The organism is Bradyrhizobium sp. T-12, assembly GCF_058314695.1.
Map to the genome: position 1 here is coordinate 2,858,556 of NZ_CM177756.1, position 17,471 is coordinate 2,876,026.

The 17,471-nt window shown below is 64.6% G+C and carries 16 protein-coding genes and 1 pseudogene; 9 read left to right on the forward strand and 8 right to left on the reverse strand.

The features are described 5' to 3' along the window. Positions 1-6: 6 nt before the first annotated feature. Together AC0WRY_RS13325 and AC0WRY_RS13330 are read left to right on the forward strand one after the other, a co-directional pair. On the forward strand, positions 7-507 hold the full coding sequence (locus AC0WRY_RS13325; RefSeq protein WP_211418215.1) for an ureidoglycolate lyase: 501 nt from the start codon (positions 7-9) through the stop codon (positions 505-507). Positions 508-537: 30 nt separating this feature from the next. Further along, positions 538-1,377, forward strand: a complete 840-nt coding sequence (locus AC0WRY_RS13330; RefSeq protein WP_491123229.1) for a bifunctional allantoicase/(S)-ureidoglycine aminohydrolase — start codon at positions 538-540, stop codon at positions 1,375-1,377. A 31-nt stretch (positions 1,378-1,408) separates the two neighbouring features. On the opposite strand, the gene AC0WRY_RS13335 is transcribed toward AC0WRY_RS13330, so the two are convergent. The 5 genes from AC0WRY_RS13335 to AC0WRY_RS13355 all read right to left on the reverse strand — a co-directional run bounded on the left by AC0WRY_RS13335 (position 1,409) and on the right by AC0WRY_RS13355 (position 6,241). Continuing rightward, complete coding sequence (locus AC0WRY_RS13335; protein ID WP_211418213.1) at positions 1,409-1,963, reverse strand: TIGR02281 family clan AA aspartic protease; 555 nt, start codon at positions 1,961-1,963, stop codon at positions 1,409-1,411. Positions 1,964-1,991: 28 nt separating this feature from the next. Next, positions 1,992-2,195, reverse strand: coding sequence for a DUF1289 domain-containing protein (locus AC0WRY_RS13340; protein ID WP_491123230.1), 204 nt, complete (start codon positions 2,193-2,195; stop codon positions 1,992-1,994). Between the two features lie 44 nt (positions 2,196-2,239). After that, entirely contained in the window at positions 2,240-3,835 is a 1,596-nt protein-coding gene (locus AC0WRY_RS13345) for a sensor histidine kinase (protein WP_211418211.1), read from the reverse strand. 138 nt (positions 3,836-3,973) lie between these two features. After that, on the reverse strand, positions 3,974-5,254 hold the full coding sequence (gene nhaD / locus AC0WRY_RS13350; RefSeq protein ID WP_194407424.1) for a sodium:proton antiporter NhaD: 1,281 nt from the start codon (positions 5,252-5,254) through the stop codon (positions 3,974-3,976). A 114-nt stretch (positions 5,255-5,368) separates the two neighbouring features. Then, positions 5,369-6,241, reverse strand: a complete 873-nt coding sequence (locus tag AC0WRY_RS13355) for an NAD(P)-dependent oxidoreductase (protein WP_194407425.1) — start codon at positions 6,239-6,241, stop codon at positions 5,369-5,371. 208 nt (positions 6,242-6,449) lie between these two features. On the opposite strand from AC0WRY_RS13355, the gene AC0WRY_RS13360 reads away from it, so the two are divergent. From AC0WRY_RS13360 to AC0WRY_RS13380, 5 genes are all read left to right on the forward strand, one after another. Then, positions 6,450-6,887, forward strand: a complete 438-nt coding sequence (locus AC0WRY_RS13360; protein ID WP_194408252.1) for a VOC family protein — start codon at positions 6,450-6,452, stop codon at positions 6,885-6,887. Positions 6,888-7,016: 129 nt separating this feature from the next. Continuing rightward, a complete protein-coding gene (locus AC0WRY_RS13365) occupies positions 7,017-8,159 on the forward strand; it encodes an Mrp/NBP35 family ATP-binding protein (protein WP_194407426.1) in 1,143 nt (380 codons plus the stop codon). Between the two features lie 218 nt (positions 8,160-8,377). Continuing rightward, positions 8,378-9,466, forward strand: a complete 1,089-nt coding sequence (locus AC0WRY_RS13370; RefSeq protein ID WP_194407427.1) for a TRAP transporter substrate-binding protein — start codon at positions 8,378-8,380, stop codon at positions 9,464-9,466. 166 nt (positions 9,467-9,632) lie between these two features. Next, positions 9,633-10,721 (forward strand): TRAP transporter substrate-binding protein, encoded by a 1,089-nt coding sequence (locus AC0WRY_RS13375; RefSeq protein WP_194407428.1) that lies wholly within the window; start codon positions 9,633-9,635, stop codon positions 10,719-10,721. A gap of 262 nt (positions 10,722-10,983) precedes the next feature. After that, on the forward strand, positions 10,984-11,334 hold the full coding sequence (locus AC0WRY_RS13380) for a YunG family protein (protein WP_194407429.1): 351 nt from the start codon (positions 10,984-10,986) through the stop codon (positions 11,332-11,334). A gap of 36 nt (positions 11,335-11,370) precedes the next feature. Here the strand turns inward: AC0WRY_RS13380 and AC0WRY_RS13385 are convergent. Continuing rightward, positions 11,371-12,899, reverse strand: a pseudogene (locus tag AC0WRY_RS13385) (FAD-dependent monooxygenase). 227 nt (positions 12,900-13,126) lie between these two features. Then, positions 13,127-13,861 (reverse strand): P-loop nucleotide/nucleoside kinase family protein, encoded by a 735-nt coding sequence (locus AC0WRY_RS13390; RefSeq protein WP_246776460.1) that lies wholly within the window; start codon positions 13,859-13,861, stop codon positions 13,127-13,129. A 3-nt stretch (positions 13,862-13,864) separates the two neighbouring features. Here AC0WRY_RS13390 and AC0WRY_RS13395 point away from each other — a divergent pair, with 3 nt between their 5' ends. Continuing rightward, positions 13,865-14,539 (forward strand): response regulator, encoded by a 675-nt coding sequence (locus tag AC0WRY_RS13395; protein WP_038946264.1) that lies wholly within the window; start codon positions 13,865-13,867, stop codon positions 14,537-14,539. A 1-nt stretch (position 14,540) separates the two neighbouring features. Continuing rightward, positions 14,541-15,968 (forward strand): sensor histidine kinase, encoded by a 1,428-nt coding sequence (locus AC0WRY_RS13400; RefSeq protein WP_194407430.1) that lies wholly within the window; start codon positions 14,541-14,543, stop codon positions 15,966-15,968. A 119-nt stretch (positions 15,969-16,087) separates the two neighbouring features. Here AC0WRY_RS13400 and AC0WRY_RS13405 read toward each other — a convergent pair whose 3' ends face one another. Further along, on the reverse strand, positions 16,088-17,377 hold the full coding sequence (locus tag AC0WRY_RS13405; protein ID WP_194407431.1) for a M20/M25/M40 family metallo-hydrolase: 1,290 nt from the start codon (positions 17,375-17,377) through the stop codon (positions 16,088-16,090). Positions 17,378-17,471: the final 94 nt, after the last annotated feature.

Below are 17,471 nucleotides of genomic sequence, written 5' to 3' on the forward strand. Positions count from 1 at the left end.
CCCCCAATGGTGACACTCGCGATCGAGCCTTTGACGAAGCAGGCGTTCGCTCTGTTCGGAGACGTCGTTGAGACGGATGGGAAGACGCCCCTCTCGATCAACCAGGGCTACGCTCAGCGCTTCAACGGGCTCGCCAATATCGACGTTGCCGCGGAAGGCGGACAGGTCAACATCAGCTGGTTTGTCGCCTCGGTGCGGCCGGCGCCGATCGCGATCAGCCTGATGGAGCGCCATCCGCTGGGAAGCCAGATGTTCATGCCCTTGAACGGGGCGGACTGGCTGGTCGTTGTCTGCGCGGATCCCCACATCTCGTCGAGCTACCGGGCGTTCGCAGCAAAAGGCCATCAGGGCGTGAATTATGCCCGAAATTGCTGGCACCACCCGCTGTTGGTGCTCAAGGACAGAAGCCCGTTCCTCGTCGTCGACCGCAAGGGTGAGGGCGACAATCTCGAAGAAGTGTGGCTGGGTGAGACGATACAGCTCGGTTTCAACCCAGCTGCAAGCTGATATATCCTGTCGATAACCCGAGGCTTGATCATGTCGTCGCGCACTTACCACATACCGCAGGGTGGCCTGCCGCCGCAGACGGATCTCCTGAGCGGTCGCGCGGTCTTCACCAACGCCTATGCTGTCATCCCGAGCGGCGTGCAACGCGACATCGTCGTCAGCTATTTGCCGCACTGGGACGACACGCGCGTCTGGGTGTTGGCGCGACCGCTCTCCGGCTTCGCCGAGACGTTCTCCCACTATCTCATGGAGATCGCAGCTGGCGGCGGCAGCGACATGCCGGAACCGGACGACGATGCGGAGGGAGCGCTGTTCGTCGCGGGCGGCCAGCTGACCCTCAAATTGTCGGAGCGAGAGTTTGAGCTGAGGCCTGGCAGCTTCGCCTATCTGCCGCCGCGCTGCGCCTGGAGCGTTCGCAATCGCGGCGAGGGCCCTGCGCAGGTTCACTGGATCCGCAAGCTGTATCAGCGCGTGCCGGGGTTGGCCGCGCCCGAAGCTATCGTGGTCAACGAGGACACGCTCGAACCGGTCGCAATGCCGGGCACGGAGGGCAGGTGGGCGACGACGCGCTTCGTCGACCCCGCCGACATGCGCCACGACATGCACATCACCATCGTGACGTTCGAGCCAGGCGGGACGATCCCGTTCGCGGAGACGCATGTCATGGAGCACGGCTTGTACGTGCTCGAAGGCAAGGCGGTTTACCGTCTCAACCAGGATTGGGTGGAGGTCGAGGCCGGCGACTACATGTGGCTGCGCGCCTTCTGCCCGCAGGCGTGCTACGCAGGAGGCCCCGGCCGGTTTCGCTACCTTCTCTACAAGGACGTCAACCGCCACATGAATCTGCGGCAGGGATCTCCGCTGATCTAGCCCGGGCCGTGGCGCTGCGTCCCGCTGCGATCTAGTCGATCGCGGTGCGCGAGCGGCGGTGGCTGCTCTGAAGCTCGGGATAGCCGGTCAGCATCAGCTTGTCGGCGCGGACGCCCCAGCTCTCCAGGCGGTCGAGGAAGCTCATGCCGAGCAAATTGGTCTTCATCTGCCCGCGCTGAACGACGAGGGCCGGCACTGATTTTTCGACGAGATGGCCGACGGAGAGACGGTCGAGCGTGAGGCGCGCCGCCTTGGTATGGCCGCCCGCGGTTTCGAGATCGACATCGTATTCGAGCATCTCGAGCGGGAGCCCGATGGCTTTCGCGGTCTCCCAGGTCAGCACCACCGACGTCGCACCGGTATCGATCACCATCGGCGCCGCAACGCCGTTGATCTTGGCCTTGAGTGCAAATTCGCCGCCCTGGCCGCGCGGGATCTGCACCGCAGGGGCAAGCGCCACCGGCTGCGTGCGAAAGATGTGCGAGACCTTGTGGCTGGCGCGCGCGATCTGGTCGGGATCGCCATAAGCGACGACCGCGCCTGCCGTGCAGGCGAGCATGACGAGAACGAGCAGGAAGCGGATCATCGTGCGCCTCCGCGGGCGCGCGGGCCGTTCAGCTGCGTTGCGGCGATGGCGCGATCGGAGTTAGTCCGGCTTCCGTCATGCGTGCCGGCAACAGAGCCATGACCGCGAGCCGTTCGGCACTTTCCATGGCGTGCCAACGCGCGATCTCGGGCAAGGTCCGGCCGCAGCCGAAGCACAGCTTGGTCCTGGGATCGATCATGCAGACGGCGACGCACGGCGTTTCTTTGCTCATTCGGACATAGTGGGGGATGGTCGGGCATCTCTGCAAGCTTCTGGTTAAGAGCCGGTGCCGGCGCTCATGATCGGCTTGTGGCGCGGCCGACGCTTCTCGTCGGGCAGTACGGAACTCTCCGGCTGGAGCGGCGGCGAATCATCCGACAGCGGCGCAAGCGCGCTCATCACCCGCTCCGGCGGGAAGGTGACGATCACCTCGGTGCCGATGCGCAGTTTCGATTTCAGCGTGAACGTGCCGCCATGCAGGTCGATCAGATTCTTGGCGATCGGCAGGCCGAGGCCCGCGCCCTGTTCGGCCGATTTGATCGAGTTGGAGCCCTGGCCGAACGAGGCGAGCACGACCGGGATCTCGTCCTCGGGGATTCCGGAGCCGGTATCCTTCACCGAGAGATATTGCCCGCCCGAGGCGGTCCAGCCGGCCTTGAGCCAGATCTCGCCGCCCTGCGGGGTGAACTTGATCGAGTTGGAAATCAGGTTGAGCACGACCTGGCGGATCGCGCGCTCGTCCGCCCAGAGCCGCGGCATGGCCTGCTCGAACACTTCGTGGATGGTGATGCCGCGGCTCGAGGCACGCAGCTTCATCAGATGATGGCAGTCGGCGACGATGCCGACTAGCGACACTGCTTCCTCGTTCAGCTCGTAGCGGCCGGCCTCGATCCGCGACAGGTCGAGGATCTCGTTGATGAGGTTGAGCAGGTGCACGCCCGAATTATGGATATCTGCCGAGTATTCCTTGTAGACCGGCACCGCATGCGCGCCGAAGATCTCGCTCTTCATCACCTCGGAGAAGCCGAGGATCGCGTTCAGCGGCGTGCGCAGCTCGTGGCTCATCTGGGCGAGGAAGCGCGACTTGGCGACGTTGGCGGATTCGGCGCGGTGGCGGGCTTCGTCCGAGATCGCCTTGGCTTGTTCGAGCTCGCCGATCAGGGCGTCCTTCTCGGCGCGCGCTTCCAGCGCGGCAAAGGTGGAGGAGTGCAGGCGATGCGCCAGCAGCACGAAATAGCCTTCGGCGGCGAGCGCGAGCGCGGCCAGGATGTAATTGTCCAGCGAGCCGGTCATCGCGAAGCTCAGCGCCATGGCGACTGCAACCGGCGCGGTGGCGGCAAGGGCCGCGATCGGCAAGTTCGCGGCGACCATGCTCGATACTGCGATCACCAGCAGCATCAGGAACATCATCAGCGTTTCCGTGACCATGTCGAGCACGGGATGGATCAGGATCGCCATCCAGCACAGGCCGTAGAGCAGATCGAGCACGACGAAGCGCGTCCGCCATGCACGCGTCGCCGCAGGGGAAGAGGGCTCGGTCAGGAAGCGCCGGCAACTGCGGATCATCGCCGCGTGGATGCAGAGCATGCCGGCGGTCCAGGCGGCGGCAGGGATTGGCTGCATCCACAGGCCGAACAGCACGCCGGTCGCGACCACCAGCAGCATCACGACATAGGACGCCGACAGCCGCGTCTGAGCATATTGGCGCAGCATCTCGGCGTCGAACGCCGGTCGGGTTCCACTGGTCGACGTTAACTTATCGCGCGCCTCGCGGACCCGCTGCGCCGCAGCCCGTCGGCTGCTCGCCGATGGAGCGCTCACCGGCTCGGCCGGAAGCTGCACTACCTCTGGCTTTTCAGCGGGGTTACTCATCAAGCAACAACGATTCCTGCCCACGCCGGACGCGGGCCTTCTGCATTGTCTATCTCTGGCAAGAAATCCTTAAGAGGTGACTTAAGGAGCTAAAGAATTACGTTAACCCGGCGTTAATTTGGATCCCGCCTGCGCGGTTCAGTGCAGCGCCGCGTGCTGCACGATGTAGACCATCGCTCCCGCCAGATAGCCGACGAGGGCGGGGCCCGCGATCCGGCGGGCGTACCAGAAGAACTCGATCTTCTCGAGGCCCATGGCGGCGACGCCCGCGGCCGAACCGATGATCAGGATCGAGCCGCCGGTTCCTGCGCAATAGGCGATGAACTCCCAGAGGAAGCTGTCCGGCGGATATTGCACCAGATTGTACATGCCCATCGTCGCCGCGACGAGCGGCACGTTGTCGATGATCGCGCTCAACAGACCGAGCAGGATGACGATGATGTCTAGACGGCCGACCGTGGCGTCGAGCCATTTCGCCAACAATTCGAGGACACGGGCGTGCTCCAGGCACGCGACGGCCATGAGGATGCCGACGAAGAACACGATCGAGCCCATGTCGATTCGAGTCAGCGCATGGACGAGGGTGAGGGGACGGCGCGCATCCTCGTCCTTGTGACGATGCACGACCTCGCCGACCAGCCAGAGGATGCCCAGCCCGAAAAGGATACCCATGAACGGCGCAAGGTGCGTTACGGCCTTGAAAACCGGTACGGCCACCAGGGTGCCGAGGCCCAGATAGAACATCAGATTGCGCTCGAACACCTCGACCCTGAGGGCCTGATCGCGCCCTTGCAGCGGAGGGACGATCTCCTTTCCCCTGAGCGAATAGCCGATGATGAGCAGCGGGACCAGCAGGTTGAGCAGTGACGGCAGGAACACCGCTCTCATGATGTTGACGGGCGAAATCTGGCCGCCGATCCAGAGCATCGTCGTGGTGACGTCGCCGATCACGGTCCAGGCGCCGCCGGCATTCGCGGCGATCACGATGATGGAGGCGAACAGCAGGCGATCGCCCTTGTGGCCAATCAGCTTCTGGATCAGCGAGATCATCACGATGGTGGTCGTCAGATTGTCGAGGATCGCGCTCAGGAAGAACGTCACGAAGCCGATGATCCACATCAGCGTGGTCTGCTTCGTGGTGCGGATGACGGAGGTGATGACTTCGAAGCCGTTGTGGGCGTCGATCACCTCGACGATCGTCATGGCGCCGATCAGGAAGAAGACGATTTGCGCGGTCGAGGCCACGGATTCGTCGAGCTGGTGGTTGACGAGCGAGGCATCGCCGACGGACACCGCGTAGATGGTCCAGAGCAGGCCCGCTCCCAAGAGAGCCGACGCGCTCTTGTTGACGCCAAGCGGATGTTCGAGCGCGATGGCAGCGTACGCAACGATGAAAACGGCGGCTATCACGCTCAGCAAGTCAGTCCCCCCGGTATTCGTTCTTCAGCTCAATGCGGGCCGCATCGCGGCGCAGGTGCGGCCTCGAGACCCGTGACGGTCGCGGCTGCCCGGCCGCGACCGCCGAGGCGTTCCTCAGCGCTGCAGGCGCGCGAGCAGGCTGGAGGTGTCCCAGCGCTTGCCGCCCATCTTCTCGACCTCGGAATAGAACTGATCGACCAGTGCGGTGACCGGCAGGTTGGCGCCGTTGCGACGGGCTTCAGCCAGCGAGATCGAGAGGTCCTTGCGCATCCATTCGACCGCGAAGCCGAAATCGTACTTGTCCTCGTTCATGGTCTTGTAGCGATTCTCCATCTGCCAGGACTGCGCGGCCCCCTTCGAGATGGTCTCGATCACGGCGGCGACGTCGAGGCCGCTCTTCTTGGCGAAGTGGATGCCCTCGGAGAGACCCTGCACCAGACCGGCGATGCAGATCTGGTTGACCATCTTGGTCAGCTGGCCGCTTCCGGCGGGCCCGAGCAGCTTGCACATCCGCGCATAGGAGGCCGTGATGATCGGCTCGGCGCCGGCATAGGCATCGGGCGCACCGCCGCACATCACCGTCAGCACGCCGTTCTCGGCGCCGGCCTGGCCGCCGGAGACCGGGGCATCGACGAATTTGAAGCCTGCCTTGGTCGCGGCTGCGTCCAGCTCACGCGCGACCTCGGCCGAGGCGGTGGTATGATCGACGAAGGTCGCACCCTTCTTCATGCCGGCGAAGGCGCCGTCGGCGCCGATCGTGACTGCGCGCAGGTCGTTGTCGTTGCCGACGCAGCACATCACGAAATCCTGACCTTCGGCGGCCGCCTTCGGGGTCGCCGCGGTCTTGCCGCCGAACTTGTCCGCCCATTCCTTCGCCTTGGCCGCGGTGCGGTTGTAGACGGTGACCTCATGGCCCCCTTTTTTCACGAGGTGTCCGGCCATGGGGAAGCCCATCACGCCGAGACCGAGGAAAGCGACTTTAGCCATGTGTGGTACCTTGTCCGTAGTTTTGAGATTTACGGTTGTAGCCGGGTGAGGGCGCCGGGCGGCACCCTCGAAGTTCCGCCGCGAGGGCGGATCGGAGGCGCACCATAAACCGTTAAGGGCGGAGGGCAACGGCTTCGTTTGGCGGCCTCCTGTGCTAGGATGGCGGACCTAAGGACTTCGAAAAAGGGAGCGAAACATGGCATCGGGCTTGGGCGGCGTGAGCGTTGGCGTCCTCGATCATTTCAACATCCGGACCCGGAATCTGGCCGAGACTGTCGGTTTCTACGAGGACGTGCTGGGCCTGGAAAAAGGCCCCCGGCCGAATTTCGCCTTCCCAGGCGCCTGGATGTACAGCGAAGGCAAGCCGGTGGTGCACCTCGTCGATATCTCGGCGACGGCGGAGCCGCAGAAGCCGGATTCCGGTGTCGTGCATCATGTCGCCTTCGCCAGCCGCGGCTTCGACGGCATGAAGCAGCGCCTGACCACCAAGGGCATGAAATTCGACTCCCGCCAGGTGCCCGGCGGCGAGCTCTGGCAGATCTTCGTCAACGACCCCAACGGGGTCATGATCGAGCTGAATTACGAGGCCGCCAGGGAGCAGGGAGCGGCGCCCGCCGAGATGGCTGACGATATCGGCAGGCAGTAGCCTTTTGGGCGTTTCCGCTCTAATGGGGCATCCCAGAGTTTCGAGCATGACCTTGCCGGAAAGCCGCTCCACGCTTTGCGCTGCTGCGGCCCTCCGGGTCCGGATCAGGCTCCGTCCAGGAGATGTACTTTGAGCGTGACGCAGCAACAGGTTCTCGACAGCCTCGCCAGGATCAAGTCGCCCCGCGGGGTCGCGCTCACCAATGCCAATGTGCTGAGCGCGATCAGCGCGTCCGACGGCAAGGTGTTCTTCTCGATCAATGTCGACGCCCCCGAGGCCAGGGCCTGGGAATCCATCCGGGCCGAGGCCGAGGCCGCCGTACGCGCCATCCCCGGCGTCACCACCGTGATGGTGGCGCTGACCGCCGAGCGCAAGCCGGGCTCCTCACCACCGCCGCCTCCGCAACCCAGCCGCGGCGCGCCGGGCGTGCAGCCGGTGCATGCCCACAAGCCGCCGCCGCAGGGCGGCGCCCAATCGCCCATGGCGCGGCAGTCGGAGATCCCCGGCGTCGCCGCCGTGATCGCAGTCGCCTCCGGCAAGGGCGGCGTCGGCAAGTCGACCACCGCGCTGAACCTGGCGCTCGGCCTGCGCGACCTCGGCCTCAAGGTCGGGCTGCTCGATGCCGACATCTACGGTCCCTCGGTGCCGCGGCTGACGGGCCTGCACGACAAGCCGGAGCTGAACGACGAGCGCAAGATGATTCCGCTCCGGCGTTTCGGCCTCGCCATCATGTCGATCGGTTTCCTGGTCGAGGAAGAGACCGCGATGATCTGGCGCGGTCCCATGGTGATGTCGGCGGTGACGCAGATGCTGCGCGACGTCGAATGGGGCAAGCTCGACGTGCTGGTCGTCGACATGCCGCCGGGCACCGGCGATGCCCAGCTCACCCTGGCGCAGAACGTGCCGCTCAAGGGCGCGGTGATCGTCTCGACCCCGCAGGACCTGTCCCTGATCGATGCGCGGCGGGGGCTTGCCATGTTCAAGAAGGTCAACGTGCCCGTGCTCGGCATCGTCGAGAACATGAGCTATTTCCAGTGCCCGCATTGCGGCACCAAGTCCGACATTTTCGGCCATGGCGGGGCGCGGCACGAGGCCGAGAAGCTCGAGGTCCCGTTCCTCGGCGAGATCCCGCTGCACATGGCGATTCGTGCCACGTCGGACGCCGGCAATCCCGTCGTCGACAGCGAGCCGGACGGTCCCCATGCGGCGATCTACCGCGCCATTGCGGGTCAGGTCCGGGACCAGCTCAAGGGTGTGATCGCAGCGGCCTGAATCGGCCGCCCGCGGCGCGCGCCCTCATGACTTCTGGGGACATGCGACTTTCGTAGAGCCCCGTCATGCCATTGTCGCGTTCCGAAACCGGGCCGTCCGTGTTAAAGGCCCACCGCAGTCAAGCCCCTTCGGTTCGACGCGTCCCTGGCGCGTCGCCGGAATGAGCGGTGGCAAAAGAGAAGTTAAGGGGAAACGCCCCAGCAAGGAGAGACCTGAAGATGAAGCGTCGTGATTTTCTGAAAGTGTCGGCAGCAGGCGCGGCAGCGACCGCGGTGGCCTCGCCGGCGATCGCGCAGTCCTCGCCCGAGGTGAAGTGGCGCTTGACTTCGAGCTTCCCGAAATCGCTCGATACCATCTATGGCGGTGCCGAGCAGGTGGCAAAGTATGTCGCCGAGATGACCGACAACAAATTCCAGATCCAGGTGTTCGCCGCCGGTGAACTCGTTCCCGGCCTGCAGGCGCTCGACGCGACATCCAGCGGCACCGTCGAGATGTGCCACACGGTGTCCTACTATTATGTCGGCAAGGATCCGACCTTCGCAATCTTCGCTTCGGTGCCGTTCGGCCTGAACGCGCGCCAACAGAATTCGTGGCTCTATCAGGGCGGTGGCAACGAGCTCGCCAACGAGTTCTTCAAGAAGTCGAACGTGGTCGGATTCCCGTGCGGTAACACCGGCACCCAGATGGGCGGCTGGTTCCGCAAGGAGATCAAGACCGTTGCCGACCTCTCCGGCCTGAAGATGCGCATCGGCGGCATCGCCGGCCAGGTGCTCCAGAAGGTCGGCGTGGTGCCGCAGCAGCTCGCCGGCGGCGACATCTATCCGGCTCTGGAGAAGGGTACCATCGACGCGGCTGAGTGGGTCGGGCCTTACGACGACGAGAAGCTCGGCTTCGCCAAGGTCGCGAAGTACTACTATTATCCGGGCTTCTGGGAGGGCGGTCCCACCGTCCACGCCTTCGCCAACCTGGAAAAGTTCAATGCGCTGCCCAAGAACTACCAGGCGATCCTCACCAACGCGACGGCCAATGCCAACACCTGGATGGCGGCGCGCTACGACATGCAGAACCCGGCGGCCCTGAAGCGCCTGGTTGCCGGCGGCACCCAGCTTCGTCCCTTCACCAACGAGGTGCTGGAAGCCTGCCTCAAGGCGACCAACGAGCTGTGGGGCGAGGTCTCGGCCAAGAACGCCGACTTCAAGAAGGCGATCGACGCCATGCAGGCCTATCGCTCCGACGAATATCTGTGGTGGCAGGTTGCCGAATATACCTACGACAGCTTCATGATCCGCTCGCGCACGCGCGGCTGATCGCCTAGGTCTAAAGTCGCAAGACTAAAAGCCCGGCCTCCGTGGAGGCCGGGCTTTTTCTTTGCCGCAGTGCGATCGGGATGGCATTCGGTCCCGGCTTGCGTCATGCTGGTTCCAAGCCTCGGCAAGAAGGCCCACAATCACTGATACATCAGGGCAGGAAATCATGAAGAGAAGAGACTTCATCAAGGTCACAGGTCTTGGCGCGGCCGGCGCCGCCACGCTCGCGGCTCCCGCGATCGCGCAGTCGATGCCGGAAATCAAATGGCGTATGCCGACGAGCTGGCCGAAGTCGCTCGACACGCTGTTTGGCGGCGCCGAGATGATGTGCAAGATGGTCGCGGAGGCGACCGACAACAAATTCCAGATCCAGATCTTCGCGGCTGGCGAGATCGTCCCGGGCCTCCAGGTGCTCGATGCCGTGCAGAACGGCACCTGCGAAATCGGCCACACCGCGTCCTACTATTATTTCGGCAAGGATCCGACCTTCACATTCGGCTCGGCCGTGCCGTTCGGTCCCAACATGCGCATCAACCAGGCCTGGTACATGCAGGGCGGCGGACGCGACGTGCTCAACGAATTCTACAAGGGCTACAACGTCGTCTCGCTGCTCGCGGGCAACACCGGTTGCCAGATGGGCGGCTGGTTCAGGAAAGAGGTCAACACACCCGACGATCTCAAGGGCATGAAATTCCGCATCGGCGGCTTCGCCGGTCGCGTGCTCCAGAAGCTCGGCGTGGTGCCGCAGCAGCTCGCCGGCGGCGACATCTATCCGGCGCTGGAGAAGGGCACCATCGACGCCGCCGAATGGGTCGGCCCCTATGACGACGAGAAGCTCGGCTTCTACAAGATCGCGCCGCACTACTACTATCCCGGCTGGTGGGAGGGCGGGCCGATGCTGCTGGCCTTCGTCAACCTCGACAAGTGGAACGCGCTGCCGAAATATTACCAGAGCGTGCTGGAGCAGGCCGGCCACTACGCCAACAACTACATGATGGCGCGCTACGACACCGCCAACCCCCTGGCACTGAAGAAGCTGCTGGCGGGCGGCACCAAGCTGCATCCGTTCTCGCCGTCGATCATGGATGCTTGCCACAAGGCCGCCAAGGAGCTGCACGCCGAGGTCGCCGCGACCAACCCCAACTTCAAGAAGGTGCACGACTCGCTCGCCAAGTTCACGAGCGACGGCTACGCCTGGTTCCAGGTCGCCGAGGTCGGCTACGACATCTTCATGGCGCGGCGCTCGCAGAGCTGATCACGCCACCTGTTGCAGGCAACGCCCCGGCGCGAAAGCTCCGGGGCGTTGTCGTGTCTGGAGGGCCAGACTCAAAAAGATGAAAAACAACCCCATGCACAGTAGCCAAGGGCTTGATAAGTCATCGGAAAAAATTGGCCGTTCGAGCGGCATTCGCGGACTCGGAGCAGTGCTGCACTTGATCTGTCGGGCAAAACAATCGTACAAGACAAATATCGAATAATCCGAAACTTCATTCGTCGATGCCAAGCCGGAGACGACGATGAGCTTCGATCCCGACGACGTTCGCAGAGCGCTGCGCAAGGCATGGTCGCCATCGACAGCGAGCCAATGGACCGCGAGCAATCCGGCGGCGGGACAGTGCAATGTCACCTCGCTGCTCATTCACGACATGTTCGGCGGCGAGCTTTTGAAGACGCCGCTGCCGGCCGGCGATCATTTCTACAACAGGATCGAAGGCAAGAGGTACGACTTCACGGCAAGCCAGTTCGACGCGTCGATCGATTATCTGGACTTGCCCGCGAGTCGGGCCGACGCTGAGCGGGGCGCGACGGCGCCTCAATTAGCCGAATTCAAGAGCGCTTTTCGGCTGCATTGTCCGAAGTCACGCTAGATCGAAACGACGCTGCCGACGACGACGCGAACGGCTTCAGCTCGCATTGGGCTCACCGAACCATCGCGCCGCGGCCCGAGATACGTCCTCGTTGTCGGCAGCCTGTTCGCTGGCCCAGGCCACGACGCCGTCGGGGCGCACGAGCAAAGCGAGCAGGCCCAGTCGATCCTTTGCTTCGCTTGCAACATAGGCGATCCGGCCGTGCCAACGGCTTGCGAGCGCTTGAAGCGATGGCTGCGCGCCGAAATCCAGCAACAGCCCTTTCCCTGTTCTGAGGAGCTCGTTCAGTCTTGTCCCATCGCTGAGCTCGAAGTCGGGCACACTGCGCCCCACCAGCGGATGGTCCTCGCCGAGGTCATAGCGGAGGGATAGGCCCCATACGCGCGCGGCGAAGTAGCTCGCGCCGTCGAGCGTGTCGATGAGATCACGGATAATGGCTTCGAGCGCGCGCGAGCTTCTGCTCGGGCGCATCAGCCCGACCTGGGCGCGCGACCAGTCGAGGATCTGTGCTCCCACCGGATGTCGCTCGGTTGAATAGCTGTCCAGCAGCCCGGCGGGCGCATCGCCACGAATCGTTGCCGCGAGCTTCCATCCGAGGTTCATGGCATCGCCGAGGCCGAGGTTCAGGCCTTGGCCGCCCAGCGGCGAATGGATGTGCGCGGCATCACCGGCCAGCAACACGCGGCCGGCGCGATAGTTCGTTGCCTGATAGGCGCGGTCTGTCCAGGTGGTTGCGAGCAGCAGGGCGGAGACCGTCAGGTCGACGCCCGAAACCCTGCGCAGCACCGCCTCGACATGATCGCGCTCCAGTTCGCTGCGGTGCGCGGCGCCGCCGTCGAAATCGACCATCGCGATCGTCCCCGGCGCCGCATAGGTGTACATCCCGAAAGGTGTGTAATGGCGACCCGGCGCGAGCGCGGCCGGATCGGCCAGCTCGATCTGCACGGAATAGCCGGTGAATTCCGGATCGGTCCCGGTGAAGCCGATGCCGGCCGCCTTTCGCACGCTGCTGCGCCCGCCGTCGCAACCAACGAGCCAGCGGCCGTGACGGCTCCGCCGGCCGACTCCACCGTCACGCCATCCGTGGATTGCCTGAGAGCCTCGACGGCGCAGCCGCGCCGGATCTCCGCACCCAGAATCTCGGCGCGGATCGCAAGCACGGCCTCGATGCTAGCCATGTCGGCCGCGATGCTCCCGATCCGGCCGGGCAGGCGGTATGGCCATTGCGTTGCGTCGATCTGATCGTGGAAGAACTGGATGCCGGCGAAATGACCGGCAGGGCGACGCTGCTGCTGCATCCAGTGCGCACCCGTTGGTATTTCCCGGCTCGCCGTGCGATCTGTCAGATGCTCCAGCAGGCCACGACGCTCGAAGCTCTCGATCGTCGGCGCCGAAAGACCGCGCAACCCGAAAGGCAGGCCCTTGAGCGGCGCGTGCGGATCGTCTGTCTTTTCCAGGACCAGCACCGAACAGTCGGCCATCCGCAACTCGCAAGCCAGAAACAGGCCGACGGGACCGGCGCCCGCGATGATGACGTCATATAGGGGAGTGTCGGAAATCTGCATGAACGGCTCCATTGTCGATGTTCGACCGGAGCGTTTCCCAGACCTGAGGACCTCACGGACGAACGCCTGATCGCCCAAACAGCGATCGTGTTCGTCGTGGGGATCTCAGGCACGAGGCCAAAGACCAGAGCTTTCGTTACCGAAAGGACTTGGGCTTACCAGACCAAGTCTGCCTTTTCCGACATGGCCAATCTAGCCGTCTGGTCGCAGCCTCGTCAATGGAACGACTATGGCGACGGTCCTGCGAGCCGGCCAATCCTGTCACGAATGTAGGTCTCCGCCCGCTCCAGCAGATCGTCAAGCGAACCATCGGCGGTGTCGAGCACGAGGCGTTCACGATCCCACGGTTCATACGCTCTGCTCACGACATCACTCCAGGGTGGGAGTCGAAAACCTTCAATGTCGGGGGTGCGGCTTTCCACGCGTTGCCGGTGCAGCGGCGGCTCGCTGCAAAGCGTCTCGATCTCAACCAGGCGTGCCGAGGTCTTCACGGCACATCGCCGCCAGGCAGCGCGGCTTGCCAGTACCGGATTGACGCAGTCAGCGATAACGATGCGCCCGAGCTTGAGATTTTCGGCAGCCAGCGCATTGGCGATCGCATAACCCTCTGCGCCGGCGGCAAAGCCAGCGTCGCGCAACGCCTGCTCGATCGAGTCGATACGAAGATATGTGGCCGAGAGCCGAACGGTCAGCTCGCGAGCAATCGTCGTCTTGCCGGTGCCGGGAAGGCCGCCGAACACAATGAGTACAGGTGAGAGGCTCATGATGTCGATGATGCGGCATCGGGCCGAGGCCCGCAACGGGGCCGGAGCCGGCGCTGCCGAGGGTTGCTGACGCGAACCTGACGACAGGTTGAGCTGCCTTCCGGTCACTTTTTCGCTGGCCGAGGCGGCCGGAATGGTGGAAGAGAGCAGAGATGCCGCGCGCGGGCCGTGCGGTGACTTTGAGTATCTTGCGGACATGCGATGCGTCTTCTGATCGTCGAGGACAATGCCGAACTGTCGCGGCTCGTCGCGGGCGGGCTGGCGGCGGCCGGCTACCAGAGCGACATCGTGGGCAGCGCGGCCGAGGCACGCGAGGCGGTGAGCAGCGTCAGCTATGCCGCGATGATCCTCGACCTCGGGCTGCCCGATGGCGACGGTCTGTCGGTGCTGCGCGAGCTGCGCCTCAAGATGGAACCGCTCCCCGTGCTGGTGCTGACTGCACGAGGCGGCCTGCAGGACCGCGTCAGCGGCCTGCGCAGCGGCGCCGACGATTATCTCGCAAAGCCGTTCGCGATGGAGGAGCTGGTGGCGCGGCTGGAGGCGATCCTGCGCCGACCCGGCCAACTGCTTGGCCGCTCGCTCAGTCTCGCCAACCTTGTCTACGACACCGAGAGCCGCCAGATCTTCGTCGACGACCAGCCGCGGATCATCTCCGCGCGCGAGACCTCGGTGCTCGAGATCCTGCTGCGCCGGCAAGGGCGGGTGGTGCCGAAGAAGAACGTCGAGGACCATATTTTCGGGCTGGACGGCGAGGTCGCCTCCAACGCGGTCGAGGTCTATGTCTCGCGGCTGCGCAAGCAGCTTGCCGAACACGGCGCCAAGGTCGTGATCCACACCATCCGCGGCGTCGGCTATCTCATGGACGTGGAGAAATAGCGTGGCCCGGATCGGGTCCCATCCCGGCTCCCTTGCCGGCTCCTATGGCAGGTCGCCGACGTTCAAATCGCTGATCTGGCGCATCGTCTTCCTGCACATCCTGGCGGTCGCGGTGGTCGCGGTCTTCCTGCCGCTGGTGCTGTTCTGGCTGCTCAATTCGGAGATCGACCAGCTGCATCGCGATGCCATGCGCGCCCAGGCCGAAGTGCTGGCGGAGCGCATCGTTGCCCAGCCGGGCGGCTCGTTGACGTTCAATCTGCCCGACAGTCTCAAGGGCCTCTATTCGGAAGCGTATGGCCGCTATCAGTACGACATTCGCGATGCCGAGGGCCGCTTGCTGTTCTCCTCGCACCGGCGTTCCGCTGCCGCAGTGCGCTCGTCGGAGAGCATTTCCGGCGCCACCGTCACCCGCGATATCGACGGCAAGACGGTGCGCATCCAGGTCGCCGAGGACCTCGCACACCGCGACGTCATCATCGACGACATCGTCTCGAACTTCTTCCGGCGCGTGGGATGGATCACCATTCCGATCCTCCTGATCCTGCTCGCCACCGACATCATCATCTTTCGCCGGGCGATCGCGCCGCTGTGGAGGGCCTCCGAGAAGGCCAGCAATATCGGTCCGGCGCGCACCGACATTCGCCTGCCGACGGAGCAGATCCCGCGCGAGATCCTGCCGCTGGTCACCGCCGTCAACGAGGCGCTCGACCGGCTCGAAGGCGGCTTTCGGGTGCAACGGCAGTTCACGGCGGACGCCGCGCATCAATTGCGCACGCCGCTCGCGATCCTGCGCACGCGGATCGAGACGCTCGACGATCGCGCGGCGCGGCAGGCGCTGCATGCCGATATCGAAACCATGAGCCGCCTCGTTGCCCAGCTCCTGGAGATCGCCGAGCTCGACACCCTGGTGCTCGATCCCGCAGAGACCGCGGATCTGCGCGCGGTCAGCGCCGAGGTGGTGGCCTCGATCGCTCCGTTCGCGATCGCGCAGCACAAGGACATCGCGCTGAAGGGCGCCGACGTGCCGGTGCTGATCCACGGCAATGCGGAGATGTTGCAGCGCGCGATCTTCAACCTCGCCGAAAACGCCATCAAGTTCACGGCAAAGGACACCACCGTCGACGTCGAGGTGGGCGAGGACGGTTCGGTGCGCGTGCGCGATTCCGGCCCGGGGATCGCGGAGGCCGAGCGCGAGCTGATCTTCCAGCGCTTCTGGCGCGCCGACCGCCGGCGCAGCGACGGTGCGGGCCTCGGACTCTCGATCGTGCGCGCGGTGGCGGACGATCACGCGGCCACGGTCGCGGTGGAGAATCTTCCGGGAGGCGGAGCCGAGTTCACGCTGCGGTTTCGGCTGGCGGAGGAGGAAGCTTCTTTTTCCTCTCCCCTTGTGGGAGAGGGCGGCTCGCCGCGACAGCGGCGAGACGGGTGAGGGCTCTCTCTCAGCGTGTGAGCCGTCTCCAATGGAGTTTGCTGAAGCAACCCCTCATCCGGCGCGGACTGTGTTCGCGCCACCTTCTGCCACAGGGGGAGAAGGAAGAAGCGCCGTCGCTATTTCACCTTGCCGCTCGACAGGTCCATGATCATCCGCGTCGCCAGATACAGCCGCGGCACGATGCTGCCGAGCTGCACATATTCGGCATCGTTGGAGTGTGCACCGAAGCCTGACAGGCCCATGCCTTCGACCACGGCTCCGCTGGTCTTCAACGCGGCGAACGCGGCGTCGGTGCCGCCGCCGGTCGCCTTCTCGTCGACCTTGAGGGATAGTCCGATCTCGCCATAGATCGTCTTGCCGTGGGCCGCCACGCGGCGCGAGGCCTCGTTGGCCTCGAGCGGCGGGCGACGCACCTCGAACTTCAGGTCGACCTTGGAATCGGGCAGCAGGCGATTCTTGATCTTGTCCTGCAGCTCCTTCTGCAACGCGTCGAAATCCGACACCTTGAGCGCACGCGCATCGGCCTGCGCCATGGCGTTCGCAGGGATCACGTTGCGGTTGGTGCCGGATTGGGCGACCGTCCAGTTCAGCTTCAGACCCTGCTCGGGCTTGGACAGGTCCTTCATCTGCAGCAGCTGGTGCGAGAGCTCGTACAGCGCATTCACGCCGCCCTCGGGCCGCGCGCCCGCATGTGACGACTTGCCCTGCACGGTGAGATAGGCCGAGCCGATGCCGCTGGTGGCGAGTCGCAGCGTGCCGTCGGCGCCCCCGCCCTCGAACGAGAACACCGCGTCCTGATCCGCAGCGAATTTGGTGATGGTGCTGCGCCAGCCGGGCGAGGAGATCTCCTCGTCGCCGTTCGTGAGAACCGTGAGCGTGCCGTAATCCCTGAAATTCAACTTCTGCAGCAACGCCACGGCATGGAGAATGAGCGCAACGCCCTGCTTGTCGTCGGCGATGCCGAGGCCGTAGGCCTTGTCGCCGTCGATGCGGAACGGCTGGTCCTTCAGCATGCCCTTCAGGTACACGGTGTCCATATGGGCGATCAGCATGATCTTCCTGGTTCCCGTGCCCTTGAACACGGCGTGCACGGCCGGCCCGATCTTCTCAGGGCTGTCGTCGAGGCGATGGATGTCGGTGGGTTGCAGGATCTCCACCGTGCCGCCGAGCTGCTTGAGCTGACCGGCAACGCGCTCGGCGATCTGGTTCAGACCCTCGATGTCCTTGCTGCCGGATTCGATATTGACGAGATCGCGCAGCGTGTCGAGCAGCGGCTGCTGCTCCTTTTGCGCCAGCACGTGGAGGTCGGCGGCCGGCTCGGCGTGCACCGTCGCTGCGGCACATGTCAGCCAGAGCGAGGTGAGCAATGGGCCGAGGGCGGAGGGAGCAGGGTGCGAGCTGGGCATGAGCGGCCATCCCTAGGACTGAGGATGGCCCGATATGCCCGCGTTTCCCGTGCTTGTCACGCGCGCCGTCGCGCGTCATGCGCCACTTGCGTGG

What these genes read in the sequence shown, in the direction of transcription:
- AC0WRY_RS13375 (WP_194407428.1), top strand. Translation starts at nt 9,633, where the DNA reads ATGAAGAGAAGAGACTTCATCAAGGTCACAGGTCTTGGCGCGGCCGGC.
- AC0WRY_RS13405 (WP_194407431.1), bottom strand. Translation starts at nt 17,377, where the DNA reads ATGCCCAGCTCGCACCCTGCTCCCTCCGCCCTCGGCCCATTGCTCACC.
- AC0WRY_RS13395 (WP_038946264.1), top strand. Translation starts at nt 13,865, where the DNA reads ATGCGTCTTCTGATCGTCGAGGACAATGCCGAACTGTCGCGGCTCGTC.
- AC0WRY_RS13330 (WP_491123229.1), top strand. Translation starts at nt 538, where the DNA reads ATGTCGTCGCGCACTTACCACATACCGCAGGGTGGCCTGCCGCCGCAG.
- AC0WRY_RS13345 (WP_211418211.1), bottom strand. Translation starts at nt 3,835, where the DNA reads ATGAGTAACCCCGCTGAAAAGCCAGAGGTAGTGCAGCTTCCGGCCGAG.
- AC0WRY_RS13390 (WP_246776460.1), bottom strand. Translation starts at nt 13,861, where the DNA reads ATGTCCGCAAGATACTCAAAGTCACCGCACGGCCCGCGCGCGGCATCT.
- AC0WRY_RS13325 (WP_211418215.1), top strand. Translation starts at nt 7, where the DNA reads ATGGTGACACTCGCGATCGAGCCTTTGACGAAGCAGGCGTTCGCTCTG.
- AC0WRY_RS13340 (WP_491123230.1), bottom strand. Translation starts at nt 2,195, where the DNA reads ATGAGCAAAGAAACGCCGTGCGTCGCCGTCTGCATGATCGATCCCAGG.
- AC0WRY_RS13380 (WP_194407429.1), top strand. Translation starts at nt 10,984, where the DNA reads ATGAGCTTCGATCCCGACGACGTTCGCAGAGCGCTGCGCAAGGCATGG.
- AC0WRY_RS13355 (WP_194407425.1), bottom strand. Translation starts at nt 6,241, where the DNA reads ATGGCTAAAGTCGCTTTCCTCGGTCTCGGCGTGATGGGCTTCCCCATG.
- AC0WRY_RS13335 (WP_211418213.1), bottom strand. Translation starts at nt 1,963, where the DNA reads ATGATCCGCTTCCTGCTCGTTCTCGTCATGCTCGCCTGCACGGCAGGC.
- AC0WRY_RS13370 (WP_194407427.1), top strand. Translation starts at nt 8,378, where the DNA reads ATGAAGCGTCGTGATTTTCTGAAAGTGTCGGCAGCAGGCGCGGCAGCG.